The organism is Pseudomonas sp. NPDC096950 (assembly GCF_044762525.1).
GTDB lineage: Bacteria > Pseudomonadota > Gammaproteobacteria > Pseudomonadales > Pseudomonadaceae > Aquipseudomonas.
In genome coordinates, this window is the sequence record NZ_JBIWEL010000032.1 from 44,295 (window position 1) to 65,536 (window position 21,242).

At 59.3% G+C, this 21,242-nt stretch carries 19 protein-coding genes and 1 pseudogene; 8 read left to right on the forward strand and 12 right to left on the reverse strand.

Translation table 11 applies throughout. From position 1 onward, the window contains the following. Positions 1 to 24 precede the first annotated feature (24 nt). From ACIQY3_RS31110 to ACIQY3_RS31125, 4 genes are all read right to left on the reverse strand, one after another. A complete protein-coding gene (locus ACIQY3_RS31110) occupies positions 25 to 1,746 on the reverse strand; it encodes a carbamoyltransferase (RefSeq protein ID WP_403027666.1) in 1,722 nt (573 codons plus the stop codon). A gap of 504 nt (positions 1,747 to 2,250) precedes the next feature. Then, the gene (locus tag ACIQY3_RS31115; protein ID WP_403027669.1) at positions 2,251 to 3,144 is read right to left on the reverse strand and encodes an NAD-dependent epimerase/dehydratase family protein; all 894 of its coding nucleotides are present in this window, start codon (positions 3,142 to 3,144) and stop codon (positions 2,251 to 2,253) included. Positions 3,145 to 3,247: 103 nt separating this feature from the next. Then, positions 3,248 to 4,159, reverse strand: coding sequence for a LysR substrate-binding domain-containing protein (locus ACIQY3_RS31120; protein WP_403027672.1), 912 nt, complete (start codon positions 4,157 to 4,159; stop codon positions 3,248 to 3,250). A gap of 190 nt (positions 4,160 to 4,349) precedes the next feature. Next, positions 4,350 to 4,940 (reverse strand): NAD(P)H-dependent oxidoreductase, encoded by a 591-nt coding sequence (locus tag ACIQY3_RS31125; protein ID WP_149657696.1) that lies wholly within the window; start codon positions 4,938 to 4,940, stop codon positions 4,350 to 4,352. A gap of 161 nt (positions 4,941 to 5,101) precedes the next feature. Here ACIQY3_RS31125 and ACIQY3_RS31130 point away from each other — a divergent pair, with 161 nt between their 5' ends. Next, positions 5,102 to 5,416, forward strand: a complete 315-nt coding sequence (locus tag ACIQY3_RS31130; RefSeq protein WP_403027676.1) for a putative quinol monooxygenase — start codon at positions 5,102 to 5,104, stop codon at positions 5,414 to 5,416. Here the strand turns inward: ACIQY3_RS31130 and ACIQY3_RS31135 are convergent. Continuing rightward, positions 5,406 to 6,170 (reverse strand): sulfite exporter TauE/SafE family protein, encoded by a 765-nt coding sequence (locus tag ACIQY3_RS31135; protein WP_403027679.1) that lies wholly within the window; start codon positions 6,168 to 6,170, stop codon positions 5,406 to 5,408. The genes ACIQY3_RS31130 and ACIQY3_RS31135 overlap by 11 nt on opposite strands. 208 nt (positions 6,171 to 6,378) lie before the next feature. Here ACIQY3_RS31135 and ACIQY3_RS31140 point away from each other — a divergent pair, with 208 nt between their 5' ends. Further along, positions 6,379 to 7,263, forward strand: a complete 885-nt coding sequence (locus ACIQY3_RS31140; RefSeq protein ID WP_403027682.1) for a LysR substrate-binding domain-containing protein — start codon at positions 6,379 to 6,381, stop codon at positions 7,261 to 7,263. Here the strand turns inward: ACIQY3_RS31140 and ACIQY3_RS31145 are convergent. Beyond that, a pseudogene (locus ACIQY3_RS31145) lies at positions 7,204 to 8,644 on the reverse strand (amino acid permease). The gene ACIQY3_RS31140 and the pseudogene ACIQY3_RS31145 overlap by 60 nt on opposite strands. 66 nt (positions 8,645 to 8,710) lie before the next feature. Further along, a complete protein-coding gene (gene kynU / locus ACIQY3_RS31150) occupies positions 8,711 to 9,961 on the reverse strand; it encodes a kynureninase (RefSeq protein ID WP_403027684.1) in 1,251 nt (416 codons plus the stop codon). 174 nt (positions 9,962 to 10,135) lie between these two features. Here kynU and ACIQY3_RS31155 point away from each other — a divergent pair, with 174 nt between their 5' ends. After that, the gene (locus ACIQY3_RS31155; protein ID WP_403027687.1) at positions 10,136 to 10,609 is read left to right on the forward strand and encodes an Lrp/AsnC family transcriptional regulator; all 474 of its coding nucleotides are present in this window, start codon (positions 10,136 to 10,138) and stop codon (positions 10,607 to 10,609) included. Between the two features lie 12 nt (positions 10,610 to 10,621). Here the strand turns inward: ACIQY3_RS31155 and ACIQY3_RS31160 are convergent, their stop codons facing one another. Beyond that, positions 10,622 to 11,635, reverse strand: a complete 1,014-nt coding sequence (locus tag ACIQY3_RS31160; RefSeq protein WP_403027689.1) for a helix-turn-helix domain-containing protein — start codon at positions 11,633 to 11,635, stop codon at positions 10,622 to 10,624. Between the two features lie 381 nt (positions 11,636 to 12,016). Here ACIQY3_RS31160 and antA point away from each other — a divergent pair, with 381 nt between their 5' ends. Genes antA through ACIQY3_RS31180 form a run of 4 tightly spaced genes read left to right on the forward strand, consistent with a single transcriptional unit; the run spans position 12,017 to position 16,376 of the window. Beyond that, positions 12,017 to 13,405: an anthranilate 1,2-dioxygenase large subunit gene (antA, locus tag ACIQY3_RS31165; RefSeq protein WP_403027692.1), complete on the forward strand. Its 1,389-nt coding sequence runs from the start codon at positions 12,017 to 12,019 to the stop codon at positions 13,403 to 13,405. Positions 13,406 to 13,407: 2 nt separating this feature from the next. Then, positions 13,408 to 13,899 carry an anthranilate 1,2-dioxygenase small subunit gene (gene antB / locus ACIQY3_RS31170; protein ID WP_403027695.1) on the forward strand — a complete coding sequence of 164 codons (492 nt, stop codon included), beginning with the start codon at positions 13,408 to 13,410 and terminating at the stop codon, positions 13,897 to 13,899. Positions 13,900 to 13,915: 16 nt separating this feature from the next. After that, on the forward strand, positions 13,916 to 14,929 hold the full coding sequence (antC, locus tag ACIQY3_RS31175) for an anthranilate 1,2-dioxygenase electron transfer component AntC (RefSeq protein ID WP_403027697.1): 1,014 nt from the start codon (positions 13,916 to 13,918) through the stop codon (positions 14,927 to 14,929). 43 nt (positions 14,930 to 14,972) lie between these two features. Beyond that, positions 14,973 to 16,376, forward strand: a complete 1,404-nt coding sequence (locus tag ACIQY3_RS31180) for an amino acid permease (protein WP_403027700.1) — start codon at positions 14,973 to 14,975, stop codon at positions 16,374 to 16,376. 63 nt (positions 16,377 to 16,439) lie between these two features. Here the strand turns inward: ACIQY3_RS31180 and kynA are convergent, their stop codons facing one another. Next, positions 16,440 to 17,294, reverse strand: coding sequence for a tryptophan 2,3-dioxygenase (gene kynA / locus ACIQY3_RS31185; RefSeq protein WP_403027703.1), 855 nt, complete (start codon positions 17,292 to 17,294; stop codon positions 16,440 to 16,442). Beyond that, on the reverse strand, positions 17,291 to 17,956 hold the full coding sequence (kynB, locus tag ACIQY3_RS31190; protein ID WP_403027706.1) for an arylformamidase: 666 nt from the start codon (positions 17,954 to 17,956) through the stop codon (positions 17,291 to 17,293). The genes kynA and kynB overlap by 4 nt, the downstream gene beginning before the upstream one ends. A gap of 292 nt (positions 17,957 to 18,248) precedes the next feature. Between kynB and ACIQY3_RS31195 the strand changes: the two genes are divergently transcribed. Further along, complete coding sequence (locus ACIQY3_RS31195) at positions 18,249 to 18,593, forward strand: cupin domain-containing protein (RefSeq protein ID WP_007946320.1); 345 nt, start codon at positions 18,249 to 18,251, stop codon at positions 18,591 to 18,593. A 160-nt stretch (positions 18,594 to 18,753) separates the two neighbouring features. Here the strand turns inward: ACIQY3_RS31195 and mmsB are convergent, their stop codons facing one another. After that, positions 18,754 to 19,641 (reverse strand): 3-hydroxyisobutyrate dehydrogenase, encoded by an 888-nt coding sequence (gene mmsB, locus ACIQY3_RS31200; RefSeq protein WP_265042933.1) that lies wholly within the window; start codon positions 19,639 to 19,641, stop codon positions 18,754 to 18,756. Positions 19,642 to 19,651: 10 nt separating this feature from the next. Beyond that, positions 19,652 to 21,178: a CoA-acylating methylmalonate-semialdehyde dehydrogenase gene (locus ACIQY3_RS31205; RefSeq protein ID WP_054050165.1), complete on the reverse strand. Its 1,527-nt coding sequence runs from the start codon at positions 21,176 to 21,178 to the stop codon at positions 19,652 to 19,654. Positions 21,179 to 21,242: the final 64 nt, after the last annotated feature.

Below are 21,242 nucleotides of genomic sequence, written 5' to 3' on the forward strand. Positions count from 1 at the left end.
AGGAGCCCTGAAAACATCCATGCATTACTCGAAGCGTTGCTGGGTGAAACTGTTTTTACCTTTGCGCCAGACGATCAGCGATTCGCTCATCACCACCAGATCGACCATCCCTTCCTTCAACGCATCCAATGCATCCTGGGAAGAACACACGATCGGTTCTTCATGACGGTTGAACGAGGTGTTGATCAACGCCGCCTGACCGGTCTTGTCGTACCAGGCATTCAACAAACGGTGCATGAACGCGTCGCCTTGCGGGCGGATAATCTGCGGCCGGGCCGTGCCATCGATATGCACCACCGCCGGGCTCGCCTCGCGAAACTGCGGATGACAATCGTAGGTCATGGTCATGGTGTCCGCCGCCACCTGATCCTCTTCCCAACCCACATAACACGCCGGTGCCTGCTCAATGGCCGTGACCGGGCCGAACGGCATGAACTCGGTGCGGTGCATGCGCTTGTTGAGCCAGTCGTTCACCTCGGCGTCCTGGGCGTGATAGACGATGCTGCGGTTGCACAGCGAACGCGGCCCGAATTCCATCTTGCCCTTGAACATGCCCAGTACCTGGTTCTGCGCCAAGGCGTCGGTCAGGACCTCGATGATGTTCGACGGCGTGAAGTAACCGAGTTCAGGGTAGTCGCGAATGATCAGGTTGATGTTCTGCGAAACGCTGCGCGACTCCGGCCCGAGGGTCATCGCCGGGTTCTTGAAGCGGGTGCCGTTTTGCAGATAGGCCGCCCCAACCGCAGCGGCCAGCGCCAGTCCGCCATCGCCCATGCACGGCAGCACATAGACGTTTTTCACCCCGGGAATCTCGCGCAGGCGCTGATTGAGTTTCACGTTGCCGAACACGCCACCAGCCAGGCACAGGTTGGTGCTGCCCCGTTGGGCCAGGTGATGGGTGACCGTCGCCACCAGCAGGTCTTCGGTGTGACGCTGTACCGCCGCGGCGATATCTTCCGGGGGTTCCCGGGCGAAGAGGGTTTCCAGCGGTTCGCTGTAGTGGTTGTAGGACGGCAGGAACAGATCGCCGCAGCACGCCTTGATGCGCCCGTCTTCAAAACGGATCATCTGCTGCATCACCCCCAGCAGTTTTTGCGGATCGCCAAACGCCGCCAGGCCTGTGACTTTGCCTTCATGTCGGTTGGGTTTGTAACCCAGCAAATGGGTAATCCGGCCGTAAAAATAACCCAGGCTGTCGATGCTGGTTTCACGCTGCAACACGGTGGTTTCGGTCGGGCTGTACCAGGTCACGGTCAGGGACTGGAAATCGCCGCGCCCGTCGCACGTCAGGGTCAGCGCTTCATCAAACGGTGAGCAGACATACGCACCGAGGGCGTGGCATTCATGGTGGTCAATGTAATAAGCCTTGCCGGTCAAACCATTGGCCGAAATGTATTCGTCAAACTCGGCGCGTTTTTCTTTATCGTTTCTTACTTCATCGGTTACGCGCTGGCGGAACTGCGCAAGTCCCTGGGGATTATTCCTGACCTCTTCAACGATACGATCGAAATACAACTCCAGGTGTTTATCCGCACTGAAACCGGCGTTCCATCCGTAGGCCACATAATCGACATCTTCCAGCGATACGCCCGCTTGGCTCAATACAAACTCAATGGACTTTTCGGGCCAGATCTTATGATCTTTGATGCGGGTAAAACGCTCTTCACTGACCGCCGAGAGAATCTGACCATCACGTACCAGGCAGGCACCCGACAAATCATTGTTAGTAATGCCTAAAATGATCATAACTACTCCTTGTTCTTGCCAATTCCAGTGATGACTGTGCCCACGCTCGATGAGCGCGGCGCTCTAGCCTGGGCTTATGGACGGATTAACGGCATCAAGGGCCGAACGTCATAAAGATTGAAGAGGCGAAGTCATTTGATTCGCCCGGGATATGCCTTTACGAGAAGACATCAAGAGTGTGTAGTGCCATCGCAAAGTCCTTTTGCAAAAAAAGTCCACGGACATTGACCTGTTTATCCGGCTGTATGCCTGAGTAACAAGTTGGCTGTGTTTGTCCGGGTAACAGACTAGTAGGAAATTTCCGAACAGCCTCATACAGCTTCAACTAAAAATTAAATATCGCTGCATGTAAAAATTAAATAACCCTTTAACCTCCCCTGTACGCGGGGACTTGGACGACAGAAAAATAATATTTCACCGGGCACAAAAAAGCCCGCCGACGAGCATATTGCTCATCGGCGGGCCACGTTCTGGAACTTATAAAAGCATCAGCGGGCGTCTACATCACACCATTTCGTGCAAGATCCACTCGGTCACTGAAGTACGCTTTGGCGCCCAACCCAGCAGTTCACGGGCATGTTTGCCACGCACCCGGCTGTTGGAACCCAAACCGTAGTTGGACATTTCATAACCCCACTCGGCTTCGGCATCCTTGAGCGGCCAGTCTTGCGGCTCGCCGAGGTTCAGGGCTTTCGCCATCGCGGTGGTCATGTCGATGAACGACGACTCACCGCTTTCGACGAAGTAGAACGTGCCCGGGATGTTTTTGGTCAGCGCCAGCAAGTACAGGGCGACGACGTCTTCAATGTGCACGTTGGACCAGATGTTCTGGCCCGTGCCGACATGGCGGACCACACCGCTTTTGCGCGCCTGTTTCAGCAGACGCGGCAATTGCACGCTGTCGCGTTTGACGCCCAGGCTGTGGCCGTAGATCAGGGTGTTACAGATGACGGCCGAGTTCACCCCGTCCTTCGCGGCGGCGAGGATCAGGTTATCGATGGCTACGCGGGCAGCCTTGTCGACGGTGGGTTCCGGCAGATTGTCTTCGTAGTAGATGACATCGCTGGATTTACCGCCCGACGCATCACCGACGATGCTCGAACCGCTGGTGTGCAGGAACACTTTGTTGGAGCCGCGAAGCGCATTGAGCAAGGCTTCCACGGCGGCGCGATGGTCGCTGCTGGCGGCGTTAATCACGGCGTCGGCGGCGCGGGCCTGGTCAGTCAGCAATGCGCTGTCATCCAGGGTGCCAATGACCGGGGTGATGCCCAGCGCAGTCAGTTCCTGGGCTTGTTCGGCGCTGCGCACCAGACCGGTGACGTTATGGCCGGCGCGGACCAGGCCCGTGGCGATCGAGCCGCCGATAAAACCGGCGGCGCCGGTAACGAATACGTTCATGGAGAAACTCCCTGCGTTAATAAGTGATGCAACGAGTATCAACGACCGATCCCTGTCGAAAAATCCCCGGTGGCCCAATTCACTCTTGCGCAGGGATCACGAATCAGCCTTTGAAATCCGAGTTCGCGTACACCGCCAATTTGCCCTGGATAAAGTCCAGGAAGCACTGGATGCGCAGGGCCAGTTGCGAGTTACGGTAGTACACCGCGTTGATCGGCTGACGATAACCACTGTTGAAATCCGCCAGTACAGCCTTGAGGCGCCCGGCGCGGAGGTCGTCGTTGGTCATGAAATCCGACAGGCAAGCGATGCCTTGGCCTGCCAGCGCCAAGTGCCGCACGGTCTCGCCGCTGGAGGCATTGATTGCCGCGTTGATCGGCCAGCGATCGCCGTGTACATGCCGCAGCGGCCATTGGTTGAGGCCTTCGTTCTGGGTGAAGCCGATCAGCGTGTGATCGTTGAGGTCGGCGACAGCGGTGGGTGTGCCGTGCTGCTCGAGATAGGCCGGGCTGGCGAGGATGTGCAACGGACTGCAACCCAGGGAGCGCGCATGCAATGTCGAATCCGCGAGCGTGCCGATGCGAATGGCGATGTCGGTGCTTTGTTCCAGCAGGTCAATGATCAGGTCGTTGCTGTTGAGTTCGAGCTGGATGTCCGGGTAGAGACGGCGGAACTCATCGATGTACGGCACGATGGCGTGCAGCATGAACGGCGACGCGGCGTTGATCCGCAGGCGTCCGGACGGGGTTTGCTGGCGGGAATTGAGGCGTTCTTCGAGCTCCTCCATCTGATCGAGAATCCGCTTGGCGTGCTCGAAGAAATACTTGCCCTCCTCGGTCAGGTCCATACGCCGGGTGGTGCGATTGATCAGCGTGGTGTCGAGTTTGGCTTCCAGGCGCGACAACGTGCGGCTGACCGCCGACGGCGTTTGCCCGACCTGCTCGGCCGCAGCCGAGATCGACCCGCATTCAATCACGCAGACGAAAATCTGCAATTCATCGGATCTGGCTTTCACGTGGGTCCCTTATCGATTGTCCTGCGCAATTCTACTGTGGCATAGCACAACCCTTTGTGGGAGCGGGCTTGCTCGCGAAAGCGGTCTTACAGTCGACATGGATGTTGAATGTGACGGCCTCTTCGCGAGCAAGCCCGCTCCCACAGGTTCTGCGCTGTTGCAGATTCAGGCTTTCGATAGTAGCTGAGCGTTACGCCTTGAGGCCAAACACCTCAGTCAAATGCTGCTCATACCGCTTCACATCGCCTTCGATGTCCGGGCGTTTCATCACGTCCACGCACAGGAAGGTCGGCAAACCGGTCATGCCGAGGAAGGTGTTGGCCTTGTGGAACGGGAAGTACACCGCGTCCACGCCTTTGGCTTCGAAGAAGTCGGTCGGGTCGTCGAAGGCTTGCTGCGGTGCGTTCCAGGTCAGGGACAACATGTATTGCTTGCCCTGCAACAAACCACCGCTGCCGTACTTTTGCGACGCGTCGGAACGGGTGCGTCCATCGCTGGCGTAGAGGCTGCCGTGGCCTTCGGTGAAGACTTCGTCGATGTACTTTTTCACGGTCCACGGCGCGCCCATCCACCAGCCCGGCATCTGGTAAATGATCACGTCGGCCCAGACAAACTTGGCGACTTCTTCAGCGAGGTCGTAGCCCTCGTCGATGAACGTAGTCTTCACATCCAGACCGCCGCGATCCAGCACGCTGAGCGCGGTGTCGTGCAGGGTGGTGTTATAGCGGCCATCGGAGTGGGCGAACTTTTTGCCGCCATTGAGCAAGAGGACTTTTTTCATGGGAGGTCTCGGAAGATGGGAATTCGATGGCGGCAGAGTAGCGATCCGCCTCGCGCGGAATAAGCGCCGAATTCACAAAATTCATTTGACCAGAACGCACGAATCGAAAGGCGATTGTTGCCATAGACTTGCGCCGATTCTTAACCTGGAAGGAGATTTCGATGAGTGAAGTGCAAGGTTTCATCCTGATGGCCAAGACCCGACCGGAAAAAGCCGAGGCTTTCGAAGCGTTCTTTCGCGCCTACGTCGAGCCTAGCCGCAGCGAGCCCGGTTGCATCGAGTACCACATGCTGCGCGACCAGCAGGACCCGACGCTGTTTATCTTTTATGAGATCTGGGCGTCCCAGGCGCATCTGGACGTGCACTCGAACCTGCCGCACATGAAGCTGTTCCGCGATCAGCGCATGGATTATCTGGAGCGGGATTTCGACATCCGCGCCATCGACATGCTCAGTCCGTCATCGGCTAGCCGCTGATCAGCAAGTGGCCGCCGAGCACGCCGAGGCCAATGAAGAACACGCGCTTGAACAACACGGCGCTGATCCGCTGACGCAACCATTGCCCCAGCAACATGCCGAGCACCGCCGGGATCAGCGCCAGCAGCGAAGCGCTCAGCTCGCCACCGCCGAGGGCGCCACGCCAGAACAGGCCGGCAGCGAGCGCCAGGGTCGAAACGGTGAACGACAGCCCTAGTGCCTGCACCAGTTCATCCTTGTTTAAACCCAGCGCTTGCAGGTACGGCACCGCCGGAATCACGAACACGCCGGTGGCCGAGGTGATGACGCCCGTCAGCACGCCGCAGACCGGTCCGAGCCAACGTTCAGAACGGCTGCCCACCCGCAAGGACGGCAGCAACAGCCCGCTCAAGGCATACAGCAACAACGCCGCGCCCAATCCCCGCACCACCCAATGACCACCGGCCATGCCGATCCACAACGTGCCGGCGCCGGTGCCGATGAAAATCGCCAGCAGCATGGGCCACAGGAGTTTGATCAGCCCTTGCAAGTGGCCGCCGAATGCCAGTTGCCAGACGTTGGTCAGGGTCGCGGGGATGATCAGCAGCGCGGCAGCCTGCGACGGCGCCATAGCCAGACCGAGCAGGCCCATGGCGATGGTTGGCAGGCCGAGGCCGATCACGCCCTTGATCATGCCGGCGAGGAGGAATGTGGCGATGACCAGTATCGACAGGGCCAGGCCGAGGTTTTGGTAGAACGTGGCGAGAGTATTCATGAGGCTATCCTGCGCCCGGGCGGTGGGGTTGGAAATCTGCCATATACTGAGGGTGCCTCTTGTTTTGCGAGAGGCTTGATGAATTCGTCATGGTCACTGGCGCCTTCGCGAGCAAGCCCGCTCCCACAAGGAGACCGCGTTCCCCTGTGGGAGCGGGCTTGCTCGCGAAGGCGTCCGCCCAGACACCCCACATCCATAGGCTGCCACGATGCACTTCGACCTCACCGACCTGCGTCTCTACCTCAACGTCCTCGACACCGGCAACATCACCGCCGGTGCCAGCCGCAGTCATTTGTCCTTGGCCGCCGCGAGCGCACGCATTCGCGCCATGGAAGCCTCGCTGGGCATCGATTTTCTGGAGCGTGGCCGTCGCGGCGTCACGCCAACGCCCGCCGGTAAAGCCCTGGCGCAACACGCCAGGGTGCTGCTGCAACAAGCCGAGCGCATGCAGCAGGACCTCGCCGACTATGCCCAAGGCGTCAAAGGCCAGGTGCGGTTGCTGTGCAACACCACGGCGATCACCGAATACCTGCCGGAGTTGCTCGCGGATTTCCTGCGCGAGCACCCCAACCTCGACATCGACCTGCAAGAATTGCCCAGCACCCGCATCACCCATGCCTTGCGCCAGGGAGCGGCAGACCTCGGCATCGTTTCCGACGCCGTGGACACCGACGACCTACAGACCCGCCCCTTCCGCGACGATCCGCTGGTACTGATACTGCCCAATGACCACCCTTTGTCTGACGCCAGCGAAGTCAGTTTCAGCGACACCCTGCACCACGATTACGTCGGCCTCGGCGCCAACAGCGCATTAGCGGTGTATCTGGAGGAACAAGCCCTGCACGCCGGCCTGCGCATGCAAATCCGCATCCGCGCCGACGGCTTCGACGGCGTGATGCGCATGGTCGCCCACGGCGCCGGGCTGGCGATTGTGCCGCGTGCAGCGGTCCAGCGCCGGGCCGGCGATCAATCGTTCAAAAGCGTTGCCTTGAAAGATGACTGGGCCCAGCGAAAACTGCTGCTATGCGCCCGCTCATTCCCCCACCTGCCCGGTTACGCCCGGGCCTTGCTCGAGGCGTTGCTCGCGGAGTGAAGCAGGCTTGGCCGTTCTGAAAAACAGTCCATACACCGCCGAGAGAATCAGCAAGAACGGCACCCCGAACACCAGCGTCATCTTGAACGCCTCGGTGAAGTAGGTGGTGATCATCACCGCCGCCATCAGCACCAGCCCCAACAAGGTGCTGTAGGGAAACAGGCGCATGCGGAAGGACAGCTTTCGCTCACCGTGGCGTTGGTGATAACGCCGGAAACAGTAGTGGGTCAGGAAAATCATGAACCAGGTGAAAATGGCGCCGAACATCGAGATCGCCATCATCAAGGTGAAGGAGCTTTCCGGGTACAGGATGTTGAGCAAAGTGGCGAGGGCGATGCCCGAACTCGACAGCAGCAAGGCATTCAGCGGGATGCCGCTCTTGCTCAACACGCCCATCGATCTGGGTGCATAACCACCACGGGAAAGGCTGAACATCATGCGCGTGGTGATGTAGAGCTGGCTGTTCATCGCCGACAATGCCGCGATCAGAATCACGAAATTCATCACCCCGGTGGCGCCGGGAATCCCGATGGTTTGCATCACCGTGACGAACGGGCTCTGAGCGTGGCCGGCCTGGACCCACGGCACGATGGCCAGCATCAGCGCCAGGGTCAGCAGGTAAAACACCACCAGCCGCACGATGGTCGCGCGAAAGGCCTTCTTCACCGCTTGCTCCGGGTCCTGCGCTTCCCCCGCCGCCACGGCGATCATTTCCACGCTCAGGTAGCTGAAGATCGACACGATCACCCGCGACCCACATGCCTTGCAGGCCATTGGGGAAAAACCCGCCATGGGCGGTGTAGTTGTGTAGGCCGTATTCCGGGTTGCCGGAGCCGAAGACCACATACACCGCGAGGATGATAAAGCCGACAATCGCGCCGATCTTGATGGTCGAGAACCAATACTCGAAGGTGCCGAAGGTCTTCACGCTGATCGCGTTAAGCACAATCAGGATGCTGGAGAACGACACGATCCAGATCCATTCCGGCACGTTGGCAAACCAGTACTTCATGTACATCGCCACCGCCGTCACTTCCGTACCGACCGCCAGCACAATCGCGGCCCAATAGGCGTAACGCACCAGAAACCCGGCCAACGGGCTGACATAGAATTCGGCATAGGCGCCGAACGAACCCGAGGTCGAATGGGCCACGGTCATCTCTGCCAGGCACCCCATCAACAGCAAGGTAATGACGGCACCAATGGCGTAGCTCAGCAGCACGCTCGGCCCGGCATAACCAATGGCGTAGGCACTGCCCATGAACAGCCCGGTGCCGATCGCGCCACCGATGGCGATCATGCTCATCTGGCCTGAAGTGAGTTGACGCCGCAGGCCTTGCTCACGTTTGGAGATGCTTTCAAAACCGCTTTTATCGGTCATTTTTCCAGTCTCTGGATATTGTTTTTATTGAATGGAACGAGTCACGGGAAAAGCAGGCCGGACATATCAGGTAACGCTGTGGCGAATCTGGAATTGCGCTTGCGCCCAGGTTTTCTGATCAAGGATTTCACCAAGAATCTGCACCGCGTCCCAGACTTCGGTGAAGGTGGTGTACAGCGGGGTAAAACCGAAGCGCATGATCCGTGGCTCGCGGTAGTCACCGATCACACCACGGGCGATCAACGCCTGGACCACCGCATAACCTTCGGGATGTTCGAAGCTGACATGACTGCCACGCTTGGCATGTTCACGCGGGGTGATCAGGGTCAGTTCGTGCGCGGCGCAGCGTTGCTCGACCAGTTGAATGAACAGGTCCGTCAGGGCCAGGGATTTGTGGCGCAGGCTGGCCATGTCGGTCTGGGCAAAAATATCCAGGCCGCATTCGATCATCGCCAACGAGGTGATCGGTTGCGTGCCGCACAAGTACCGCGCGATGCCGCTGCTCGGCTCGTAGCCAGGCTCCATGGCGAACTGTCGCGAATGCCCGAACCAGCCAGACAACGGCTGCGCCACCAGATCACACAACGCGGGCGACACCCAGACAAACGCCTGGGAACCGGGACCGCCATTGAGGTATTTGTAGGTGCAGCCAATCGCGTAATCGGCGCGCGCCTGATGCAGATCAACCGGCACCGCGCCCGCCGAATGCGCCAGGTCCCAGATCGCCAGCGCACCGCATTCGTGGGTCAGCGCAGTCAGGGCCTGCATGTCGTGCATGTAGCCGGTTTTGTAGTTGACGTGGGTGAGCATGACCACGGCGGTGTCCTGGTCAATCGCTTGCGGCAACTGCTCGGGGCTGTCGACCAGCCGCAAGGTGTAACCCTGTTGCAGCATGTCGGCCAGGCCTTCGGCGATGTACAGGTCGGTGGGGAAGTTGCTGGATTCGGTGACGATCACGCGCCGCGTCGGCGACCGGGTCGCCTGCACCCGCAGGGCGGCGCTGAGCACTTTGAACAGGTTGATCGAAGTCGTGTCGGTGACCACCACTTCACCGTCACGCGCACCAATCAGTCCGGCCAGGCGATTGCCCAGGTGTTCGCAAAGGTCGCGCCAGCCCGCACTGTTCCAACTGCGAATCAGGCCATTGCCCCACTCCTCGGCGATCACCTGTTGAGCCCGCGCCAACGCAGCCACCGGCCGCGCACCCAGCGAGTTGCCGTCGAGATAAATCACCCCTTCGGGCAGTGCAAATTGCTGACGCAGTGGCGCGAGCGTGTCCTGGGCATCCAGGGCCAGGCAATCGTTTCTTGAGGTCATTGAGTGTCCTGTTTTTTCAAAGAGGTGCGGTCCAGGAAGGTCGTCAGCGCACCTTCGCGATGCAGAAATAATGAACGAAGCCCTGGAGAATTTTCGTGCAAAGTGGGTGACCGTAAGGTAGTTATCTCGCAGAAAATTCGAATGCCACCCCATAAAACGCGGATTTCTTCAATCATGAATCTCGACCCCACAGACCTGCGAATCCTGCATCACCTGCAACAGGACGGCCGTATCAGCAACCAGGAATTGGCCGAGAAAGTCGCCCTCTCGCCGTCGGCCTGTCTGCGCCGTTTGCGCCTGCTGGAAAGTGAAGGAATCATCACCGGTTATCGCGCGGTGCTGAGTGCCGAACGGCTGGGAATCGAACTGGAAGCCATCGTCCATGTGTCGTTGCGACAGGACGTCGAGGATTGGCACGAGACGTTTATCAAGAAGGTCCAACTGTGGCCCGAAGTGGTCACCGCTTATGTGATTACCGGGGCGAGCAACTATGTACTGCGGGTCCAGGCGCGCAACCTCAAGCACTTCTCGGATTTCATCGTCAACCAGCTCAACCGCACCTCGGGCGTCACCGATATCCGCTCCGAAATCGTCCTGCAGAAAATCAAGGAGCGTGAGGAGTTGCTGGATCTGGTGGTGCGCAAGTAAGGGCCGCCGCCCTCAGAAACCACGCATGCGGCGGGCTTCGTTACGCTGCAAGGTCATGCTCGGGGATTCGTCGAACAACTTGCGGTACTCCACGGAAAAACGCCCGAGGTGCGTGAAGCCCCAGCTCAGGGCGATCTCGGAAATATTGCGCGCAGAACCGAGCTCGAGAATGTCCTGACGCACGGCGTTCAAACGGTACTTTTTCAGGTACACCATCGGCGACAGGGCGAAGTACTTTTTGAAGGCTTCGAACAACTTGAACCGTGACACCCCGGCCGCCGCTTCGATGTCCTCAAGATGCAGCGCTTCCCGGGCGTTGTCGTGGATGTATTGCCTGGCCCGGATCAGATAATGCGGCAACTTCACGCCCAGCACGTTGCGCAGTTCTTCGGAGTAATTGTTCGGCTGGGCGAGGATCAAGCCTTTGATCAGGGAGCTCTCGATATCCCGGGTGAACGCCACCTGTTCGTACAATTCGCTGCTGCGCTCCAGCTCCTCGATGAAGTAACGCGCCATCCGCCACCATGAGGCCGATGCCCCTTCGACCGCGTCCATCACCGATTCAAAACGCAGCGGCGCATCCAGCGGCCGCTGCAACATACCTTCAAGGGATTCGCTCATGGCAGCGCGGGTGATCACCACCTGGACCTTGCGGCAATCGCCGGAGATCGCCAGCACCTGGTTTTCGTTCGGAGAAATGATCACGCCTTGATCGCGATTGGACTTCAACACGCAGCCGTTCTTGCTCAACTCCTGCTCGCCCACCAGCGGCAAACTCAGGCTGTAGCTGCTGAAGTGTTCGGCGTCTTCGATGTCGACGGTGACATCGGTGCCGTATTCGATCGTGCCCAACGTGGTGGCCATCGACTTGAACACGTTGGCGCTGTGATGAAAGCGGATCCGTTCGGGAGTCGCGGTCACCAGACGATGAGGCCCGCAGATGCCGGACATCCAGGTCCTTGCACCCTCAAGGTCAAAACGATCGATACGAATATCGCGAAACTGCGGATCCGTTTTGCTATTCATCACGGTGCACTCACGGCTATTTTTCTGCGCGCTCTGACGGCGCGTATACGGCTTGAAAACAGCAAGTTCCAAGCCACAACAGCGCGGGCCCAACCCAGCGGATAGCAATCGCCAACTAAGTGGATAAAGCCGTCGCTTTACCCGTTGGCCGCGTCCTCGCTCAGCACACCACGCCCCACAAACAGTACCTGAATGCCGCAAACAGGTGCGCCCGTCTATCGCCTGGTGCGCGGGTTTGGGAAGTCGGCTCCCAGCATGTTACGGGTTGTTACCCGCCAATTTTATGGACTGCCTTCGCCGACTAACCGGATAGACCCCTGCCCGCCCCGCTCCCTCTAATGAACGCTACCGATTGGCCCGAATAAAAAGAGGTACAGACCCATGAGTGGCGAAAAAAACGTCGAGCAGTGGAAAGCGTTTATTGAAGGCTGCGTGGACTTTCGTCCGGCAGACGGCGTGTTCCGGATCGCCCGGGACATTTTCACCGAGCCGCAGTTGTTCGATCTGGAGATGGAACTGATCTTCGAGAAGAACTGGATTTACGCCTGCCATGAAAGCGAGCTGGCCAACAATCACGATTTCGTCACGATGCGCGCCGGCCGCCAGCCCATGATCATCACCCGCGATGGCGACGGCCAGCTCAACGCACTGATTAACGCCTGCCAGCATCGCGGCACGACCCTGACCCGCGTCGGCAAGGGCAACCAGTCGACCTTCACCTGCCCGTTTCATGCCTGGTGCTACAAGAGCGACGGCCGCCTGGTGAAGGTCAAGGCGCCCGGCGAATACCCCGAAGGTTTCGACAAGGCCACACGCGGCCTGAAGAAAGCGCGCATCCAGAGCTACAAGGGTTTTGTGTTTATCAGCCTCGATGTGCACGCCGATAACAGCCTCGAACACTTCCTCGGCGACGCCAAGGTGTTCTTCGACATGATGGTGGCCCAGTCGCCGACCGGTGAGCTGGAAGTGTTGCCCGGCAAGTCGGCGTACACCTACGACGGCAACTGGAAACTGCAAAACGAAAACGGCCTGGACGGCTATCACGTCAGCACCGTTCACTATAACTACGTGGCCACCGTACAGCACCGCCAGCAGGTCAACAGCGAAAACGGCAACACGGCCAGCGGCACCCTGGACTACAGCAAACTCGGCGCCGGCGACGCCAACACCGATGACGGCTGGTTCGCGTTCAACAATGGCCACAGCCTGTTGTTCAGTGACATGCCGAACCCCGCGGTGCGTTCCGGCTACGCCACGATCATGCCGCGCCTGATCGAAGAGCACGGCCAGGAAAAAGCCGAGTGGATGATGCATCGGCTGCGCAACCTGAACATCTATCCGAGCCTGTTTTTCCTCGATCAGATCAGCTCGCAACTGCGCATCATCCGCCCGGTGGCCTGGAACAAAACCGAGATCATCAGCCAGTGCCTGGGAGTTAAAAACGAATCGGACGCGGATCGGGAAAACCGCATTCGCCAGTTCGAAGATTTCTTCAACGTGTCCGGTCTCGGCACGCCGGATGACCTGGTGGAGTTCCGCGAAGCCCAGCGTGGTTTCCAGGCGCGCCTGGAGCGCTGGAGCGATATTTCCCGTGGCAGCCACCGTTGGGCCACCGGCGCCACACCCAACAGCGAGTCCATCGGCATCGCACCCGCCATGACCGGCACCGAATTCACTCACGAAGGGCTTTACGTCAACCAGCACAGTCACTGGCAGAAATTCCTGCTCAATGGCCTGGACGCGAAATCCCTGAAACTCCGTGAGGTGTGAACATGAATGCGCAATTGCAGTACCAGATCGAGCAGTTTTTCTACCGCAAATCCGAACTGTGCGATGCCCAGGAGTGGGACGCCTACATCAGCCTGTTCGACGAGCACAGTGAATTTCACTTGCCGCAATGGGACTCGGAGCACATCTACACCCGCGACCCGAAACGCGAAATGTCGTTGATCTACTACCCCAACCGTTCGGGGCTGGAAGACCGGGTATTCCGCCTGCGTACCGGCAAGTCCGCCTCATCGACGCCGATGCCGCGCACCTTGCACCTGATCAACAACGTGCGGATCAGCGAACTCGACGGAGGTGAGCTGGAGGTGCGCCTGAACTGGCACACCTTGTTCTATCGCCTGGCCACGTCCGAGCAGTTCTACGGTCGCGCGACCTATCACCTCAAGCCCCACGCCGACAGTTGGCTGATCACCCGCAAGCATGTGCTGCTGCTCAACGACACCATCAATTCGGTGCTCGATTTCTACCACCTCTGACACCTGGAGACCGGGCATGAACCATAAGGTCGCGTTCAGCTTTGCCGATGGCAAAACGCTGTTCTTTCCCGTGCAACCCAACGAAATACTGCTCGACGCCGCCCTGCGCAACGGCATCAACATTCCCCTGGATTGCCGCGAAGGCGTCTGCGGAACGTGCCAGGGTCGCTGTGAATCGGGGGATTACAGCCAGGATTATGTGGATGAGGAAGCGCTGTCCAGCCAGGACCTGCAACAACGCAAAATGCTTACCTGCCAGACCCGGGTGAAGTCCGATGCGGCGTTCTATTTCGATTTTGCTTCCAGCCTGTGCAATGCTGCTGGCCCCGCGCAGCTCAGTGGAACGGTCACCGAAGTCCGGCAAGTCTCAGCCAGCACCGCGATCCTGCATCTGGACCTTGGCCCGACCAACCCGCTGGACTTTCTGCCGGGGCAGTACGCCCGATTGCTGATCCCGGGGACTGAAAGCAAGCGTTCCTATTCGTTCGCCAACCGGCCGGGCAATCAACTGCAATTCCTGATTCGCCTGTTACCCGACGGCGTGATGAGCAATTACATCCGCGAACGTTGCCAAGTGGGGGACAGCATCGGGCTGGAGGCACCGCTGGGCGCCTTTTACCTTCGTCACGTGGCCAAACCGCTGATCCTGGTGGCGGGCGGTACCGGGCTTTCCGCGCTGCTGGGCATGCTCGATGAACTGGCCGAGCGTGGGTGCCCGCAACCGGTGCATTTGTACTACGGCGTGCGCGACGCTGCCGATCTGTGCGAACAGGCACGCATCGAGGCCTATGCCGAACGCATTCCCGGGTTTCGCTACACCGAAGTGGTGAGTAATCCGTCGCCGCAATGGACGGGCAAGCGCGGCTACATTGCCGAACATTTCGATATCAGTGAATTGCGCGATGCACCGGCCGATATGTATGTCTGCGGGCCTCCGCCGATGGTCGAATCGATCAAGAGCTGGCTGCAATCCCAGGCCCTGGACAGCGTTCACCTGTATTACGAAAAATTTACCGAGAGTAATATCTGACGCTTCAAATCAGGCCTGACAACAATAACCAGAAGGGAACGAGATGGCGGATGAAATCTTGCAACAGGGCACGCTCAAGCGAGGGTTGAAAAATCGCCATATTCAACTGATCGCCCTGGGCGGAGCGATTGGCACCGGGCTGTTCCTGGGCTCGGCCGGCGTGCTCAAGTCGGCGGGGCCGTCGATGATTCTTGGCTATGCGATTGCCGGCTTCATTGCCTTTTTGATCATGCGCCAACTGGGCGAGATGATTGTCGAAGAGCCGGTGGCCGGCTCCTTCAGTCACTTCGCCCACAAATACTGGGGCGGTTATGCCGGGTTTCTGTCCGGTTGGAACTACTGGGTGCTGTATGTGCTGGTCGGCATGGCCGAACTGACGGCCGTCGGAAAATACGTGCAGTTCTGGTGGCCGGAGATCCCCACCTGGGTCAGCGCGGCGGTGTTCTTTGTGCTGGTCAACCTGATCAATACGATGAACGTCAAAATCTTCGGCGAGATGGAATTCTGGTTTGCGATCATCAAGGTCGTGGCCATCATCGGCATGATCGTCCTGGGTTGCTACATGCTGTTCAGTGGCTCGGGTGGTCCGCAAGCCTCGGTGAGCAACCTGTGGAGCCACGGCGGTTTCTTCCCCAACGGCACCAACGGTTTGCTGATGTCGATGGCGTTCATCATGTTTTCCTTCGGTGGCCTGGAGCTGGTCGGTATCACCGCCGCTGAAGCCAGCGAACCGAGGAAGGTCATCCCGAAAGCGATCAATCAGGTGGTTTATCGCGTGTTGATCTTCTACGTCGGCGCACTCACCGTCCTGCTTTCGCTGTACCCATGGGATCAACTGCTGCAAACCCTCGGCGCGTCCGGCGATGCGTATAGCGGCAGCCCATTCGTGCAGATTTTCTCCCTGATCGGCAGTGATGTGGCGGCGCAGATCCTCAACTTCGTGGTGCTGACGGCGGCGCTCTCGGTCTACAACAGCGGCGTCTACTGCAACAGCCGCATGCTCTACGGCCTGGCCGAACAGGGTGATGCACCGAAGTCGCTGATGAAGCTGAACAAACAGGGTGTGCCATTGCGCGCGCTGGGTATCTCGGCGCTGATCACGATGTTGTCGGTGCTGGTTAATTACCTCGCGCCCCATGAAGCGCTGGAGTTGCTGTTCGCCCTGGTGGTCGCCTCGTTGATGATCAACTGGACGCTGATCAGCCTGACTCACCTGAAGTTTCGCAAAGTCATGGGTCAGCAAGGCATCGTGCCGAGCTTCAAGTCGTTCTGGTTTCCCTTCAGCAACTACCTGTGCCTGGCGTTCATGGCCGTGATCATCTGGGTGATGTGGATGATTCCGGGCATTCGCGCCTCGGTCATCGCCATCCCGGTGTGGGTGTTGATCATCTACGTGTTCTACCGGATACGTGTGGCGCGCAGTCGCGGTTTGCCCGTCGCTCAATAATCCGGCACACAACAAAAAGCCCCGGCACTCGATGAATGCCGGGGCTTTTCTATTTGGATGGGATTACAGAGTTGAACGCACGCGCCACAACTCCGGGAACAGTACGGTGTCGAGCATCTTGCGCAAGTAACCCACCCCTTCCGTGCCGCCGGTGCCCGGTTGAAAACCGATGATCCGCTCAACCGTAGTGACATGCCGGAAGCGCCACTGCCGGAACGAGTCTTCGAGGTCGATGAATTTTTCCGCCAATTGATAGAGGTCCCAATACCGCGAAGGATCCTTGTAGACCACCCGCCACGCCGCTTCAACCGAAGCGTCATGCTGCGTCGGGCTGGTCGGGTCTCGTTCAAAACGCTGCGGATCAATCGCCAGGCCAGCGCTGGCCATCAAGCGAATCGCTTCGTCATACAGCGACGGGGTGGCGATGGCTTTTTCGAGCTCCTGCAACAGCTCCGGGCGATGGGCATGGGGGCGCAACAGCGTCGCACTTTTGTTGCCCAGGATGAACTCGATCTCGCGGTACTGAAATGACTGGAAGCCCGACGACTGCCCCAAAAAAGGCCTGATCGAGTGATACTCGGTCGGGGTCATGGTGGCGAGCACCGTCCAGGCATGCACCAGTTGATCAAAGATCCGCGAGACCCGCGCCAGCATCTTGAAGGCCGGCGGCAACTCACCCAGACGCAGGTGTTCGCGGGCAGCCTTGAGCTCGTGGAGCATCAGCTTCATCCACAACTCGGAGGTCTGGTGCTGGATGATGAACAACATCTCGTTATGGTCGGGCGACAACGGATGCTGGGCGCTGAGAATGCGCCCAAGGTCCAGGTAGTCGCCGTAGCTCATGGAGTCGGAAAAATTCAGCTCGGCGTTATGCCAATCCTCGGGCGGGTTACCCGCTGAATACGGACATTGGCTCATTGCGCAGGCTCCTTATATTGCGATGAATTCAGTGGACGCAAAATGGCCCTGACCGGGCTGGCGTCGAGATGGGCAAAGCGCAGCGGCAGTGCGATCAGTTCGTAGTCTCCTTCCGGGACCTCATCGAGCACGATGCCTTCAAGGATCGCCATGCCATGACGAGCCACGGCATTGTGCGAATCCATGGTCTTGGATTGCTGCGGATCCAGCGACGGCGTATCGATGCCGATCAAGCGCACGCCGAGGCTGGCGAGCAGGTCGACAGTGTCTTTGGCGACGGCGGTGAAGTCCGGGTCCCAAGTGGCCAACGGCACTTGGCGATAGGTGCGCAACAGGACGCGTTCGGGCAGGTTGTCCAGGCGACCTTCCAGTTGCTCAGGCTGCACCAGTCGGCCGCTGTCCAGGCAATGCAACACTCGGCATGGGCCCATGTACACATCGAGCGACACCTCGCCAATCGGCGCGCCGTCAGCGCTGTAATGCAGCGGCGCGTCGACATGGGCCCCCGTGTGCGGTGACAGGGTAATGCGCCCGACATTCACCGGACACTCGGGCCCGAAGGTCCAGACCCGTTCTTCCTGAAAAGGCGTATCACCCGGCCAGGTCGGTGTGGCCGTGCTCAAGGGCGGGCTGATGTCCCACCACGTTTTTATTTTGTCCATTACACAACTCTCGGCATATCCCGAAACGAATGATACGAGTGATACCTGTGAATATTCTTGCGAAAAGCTTCAGAAACGTCGGGTTCTTTCGCAAGAACTGCCAGGAATCGGGGTTTTATCGACAGGAAGTTTCACCGAAAGAAAGCAGATCCCCTCATCCGCCGAAGGTTGCCGGCACAGACGATGGCAGCTGCGTTTCTGGATACCTCGATGTCGAGCACAGACAACTGATGCCGGACCAAGCGCTATAGGGTGGCGACTTCAGTTCTTCAGCCAACTGCCCGGAGTCCACATGACCGCACCTATCACCGTTCTTCGCGACACTCATCCACTGCCGGTGCTCGACGCCTGCAAATGGGAAAAACTCGAAGGCGACCCGCACACCGTCAACCTCAACGCCTACACCAGCGAAGACGGCAGCAAGATCATGGGCACCTGGATCTGCACGCCCGGCAAGTGGTACGTGGAATACGTGAAGTGGGAATACTGCGATTTCCGCGAGGGCTACTGCATCATCACCCCTGAGGGCAAAGAGCCGATCCATCTGCGCGCCGGGGATATCTTCGTCATCGAGCCGGGGATGAAAGGCACGTGGGAAGTGGTTGAGACGGTGCGTAAGTATTTTGTGTTTGCCTGATGCAAAAAACCGAGAGACCACCCGACGTGGTCTCTCGGAAAATATCGATAAGTACATGCAATCTCTGTGGGAGCGGGCTTGCTCGCGAAAGCGGTGGATCAGTCAGCCTCAATGCTGAATGTCCCGCCCCCTTCGCGAGCAAGCCCGCTCCCACAGGTTTTTACTGGGGTTTGCGATAGCTGTTGATGATCGCCGAGAAGTCCTTGCCACCCTCCCCGCGCTGGCTCATCGCCTGATACAACTGCTGGGCCACCGCGCCGAGCACCACCGGTTGGTGCGCCTGACGTGCCGCTTCCGTGGCCAGCCCCAAATCCTTGAGCATCAGTTCGGCACCAAAACCGCCGGTGTAGCCGCGCGAGGCCGGCGCCGTTTCGACAATGCCCGGCCACGGGTTGTACATCTCCGAACTCCAGCAACGCCCGGTCGAGCTGTTGATGATCCCGGCCAACACGCCCGTGTCTATGCCCAAGGCATCGCCCAAGGCCATGGCTTCACTGACGCCAACCATGGAGATCGCCAGCAACAGGTTGTTGCAGATCTTGGCGATTTGCCCGGTGCCGACTTCGCCGCAATGCACGATGTTACGGCCCATCTGCGCCAACACTGGCTGCAAAGTGGCGAACAGTTCAGGGGTAGCGCCGACCATAAAAGTCAGCGTCCCGGCGGCGGCACCGCCAGTGCCACCGGACACCGGCGCATCGGCCATGGCCACGCCTTGTTTCGCCGCAGCGGCCGCCACGTCGCGCGCGGTTTGCGGATCAATGGTGCTGCAATCCACCGCTGGCACGCCTTTGCCGATACCGGCGAGCACACCGTCTTCACCGAGCCACACGCTGCGCACATGCACAGCGGCGGGCAGCATGGTGATCACCAGTTCTGCGCCTTGTGCCGCTTCCCGGGCCGTAGCGCTGATGCTGCCGCCCAGTTGTTCCAGTTCGGCCAGCACGGTTTTGTTCAGATCGACCAGGTTCAGCGAATGGCCAGCCTTGATCAGGTTGCGCGCCATCGGCGCGCCCATGTTGCCGAGACCGATAAAAGCGATTTTCATGTCCGGCTCCTTAACGCAAGTTGATGGTGGTGTTCACACCGTCGTTGACGCTGTCGTCATCGAACCAGCGACTGGTGACAGTCTTGGTCTGAGTGTAGAACTGCACCACTTGCTTGCCATACGGACCGAGGTCGCCGAGTTTCGAACCACGGGAACCGGTGAAGCTGAAGAACGGAACAGGCACCGGAATCGGGATGTTGATACCGACCTGGCCAACGTCGATTTCGCTCTGGAATTTACGCGCCGCCGCACCGCTCTGGGTGAACAGGCCCGTGCCGTTGCCGAACGGGTTGGCGTTGACCAGGGCAATCGCCTGATCGAGGGTGTCGACTTCCAGTACCACCAGCACCGGGCCGAAGATTTCCTGGGTGTAGATCTGCATCTCGGTGGTCACGCCGGAGAACAGGGTCGGGCCGACAAAGTTGCCCTTCTCGAAACCCGGAACGCTGATCTCGCGACCATCCAGTTCCAGCTTGGCGCCTTCCTTGATGCCGCTTTCGATCAGATCGAGAATCCGCGCCTTGGCCTTTTTCGAAATAACCGGGCCGACATCAGTGCCCGCCTCGCTGCCCGCGTTCACGGTGAGTTTCTGCGCCAGCGCTTTCAGGTCCGGCAGCCATTGCTTGGCCGCGCCCACCAGCACCACCACCGAAGTGGCCATGCAACGCTGTCCGGCCGCACCGAAACCGGCACCGACCAGGGCATTGAGGGTTTGTTCACGATTGGCATCCGGCAGCACCACGGCGTGGTTCTTGGCGCCCATCATCGATTGCACGCGCTTGCCGTGTTTGCCGGCCAGGTCGTAGACGTGTGTGCCGACGGCGGTCGAACCGACGAAGGAAACGGCCTTGATGTCCTTGTGGGTGCAGAGCGCGTCCACCACGTCCTTGCCGCCGTGAACCACGTTCAGCACGCCCGCCGGAACGCCGGCCTCGATTGCCAGTTCCACCAGCAGCATGGTCGACATCGGGTCCTGTTCGGACGGCTTGAGCACGAAGGTGTTGCCGCAGGCGATGGCCATCGGGAACATCCACAGCGGAATCATCGCCGGGAAGTTGAACGGCGTGATACCGGCGCAAACGCCGATGGGCTGACGCAGGGTGTAAGTGTCGACGCCGCCGGCCACGTTCTCGGCGAATTCGCCCATTTGCAGCGTGCCGATGGAGCACGCGTGCTCGACCACTTCCAGGCCACGGAAAATGTCGCCTTCAGCGTCGGCAATGGTTTTGCCCTGCTCGGCACTCAGCACCACGGCGATGCGTTTGGAGTGTTCGCGAATCAGCGCCTGAAGCTTGAGCATGATGCGCATCCGCGCGCCGATCGGCGTCAGCTTCCAGGTCTGGAAGGCGCGGTGGGCGGCACTGATGGCGGCGTCGACTTCCTGCGCGGTGGCAAACGGAACCTTGGCCAGCACTTGCTGGGTCGCCGGGTTGATGATGTCGTGCCACTCGGTGGTCTGGGACTCGACCCACTCGCCGTCGATCAACAGCTTGACGTTCTGGACGGTGGTTTCGTTAGGCGTGAGCGATGCGTTCATGCTGGTCTCCAATACTTATTGTTATGCAGGGAGCCAAGGCGGGTAAGTAGCCTTGAGATGAGGC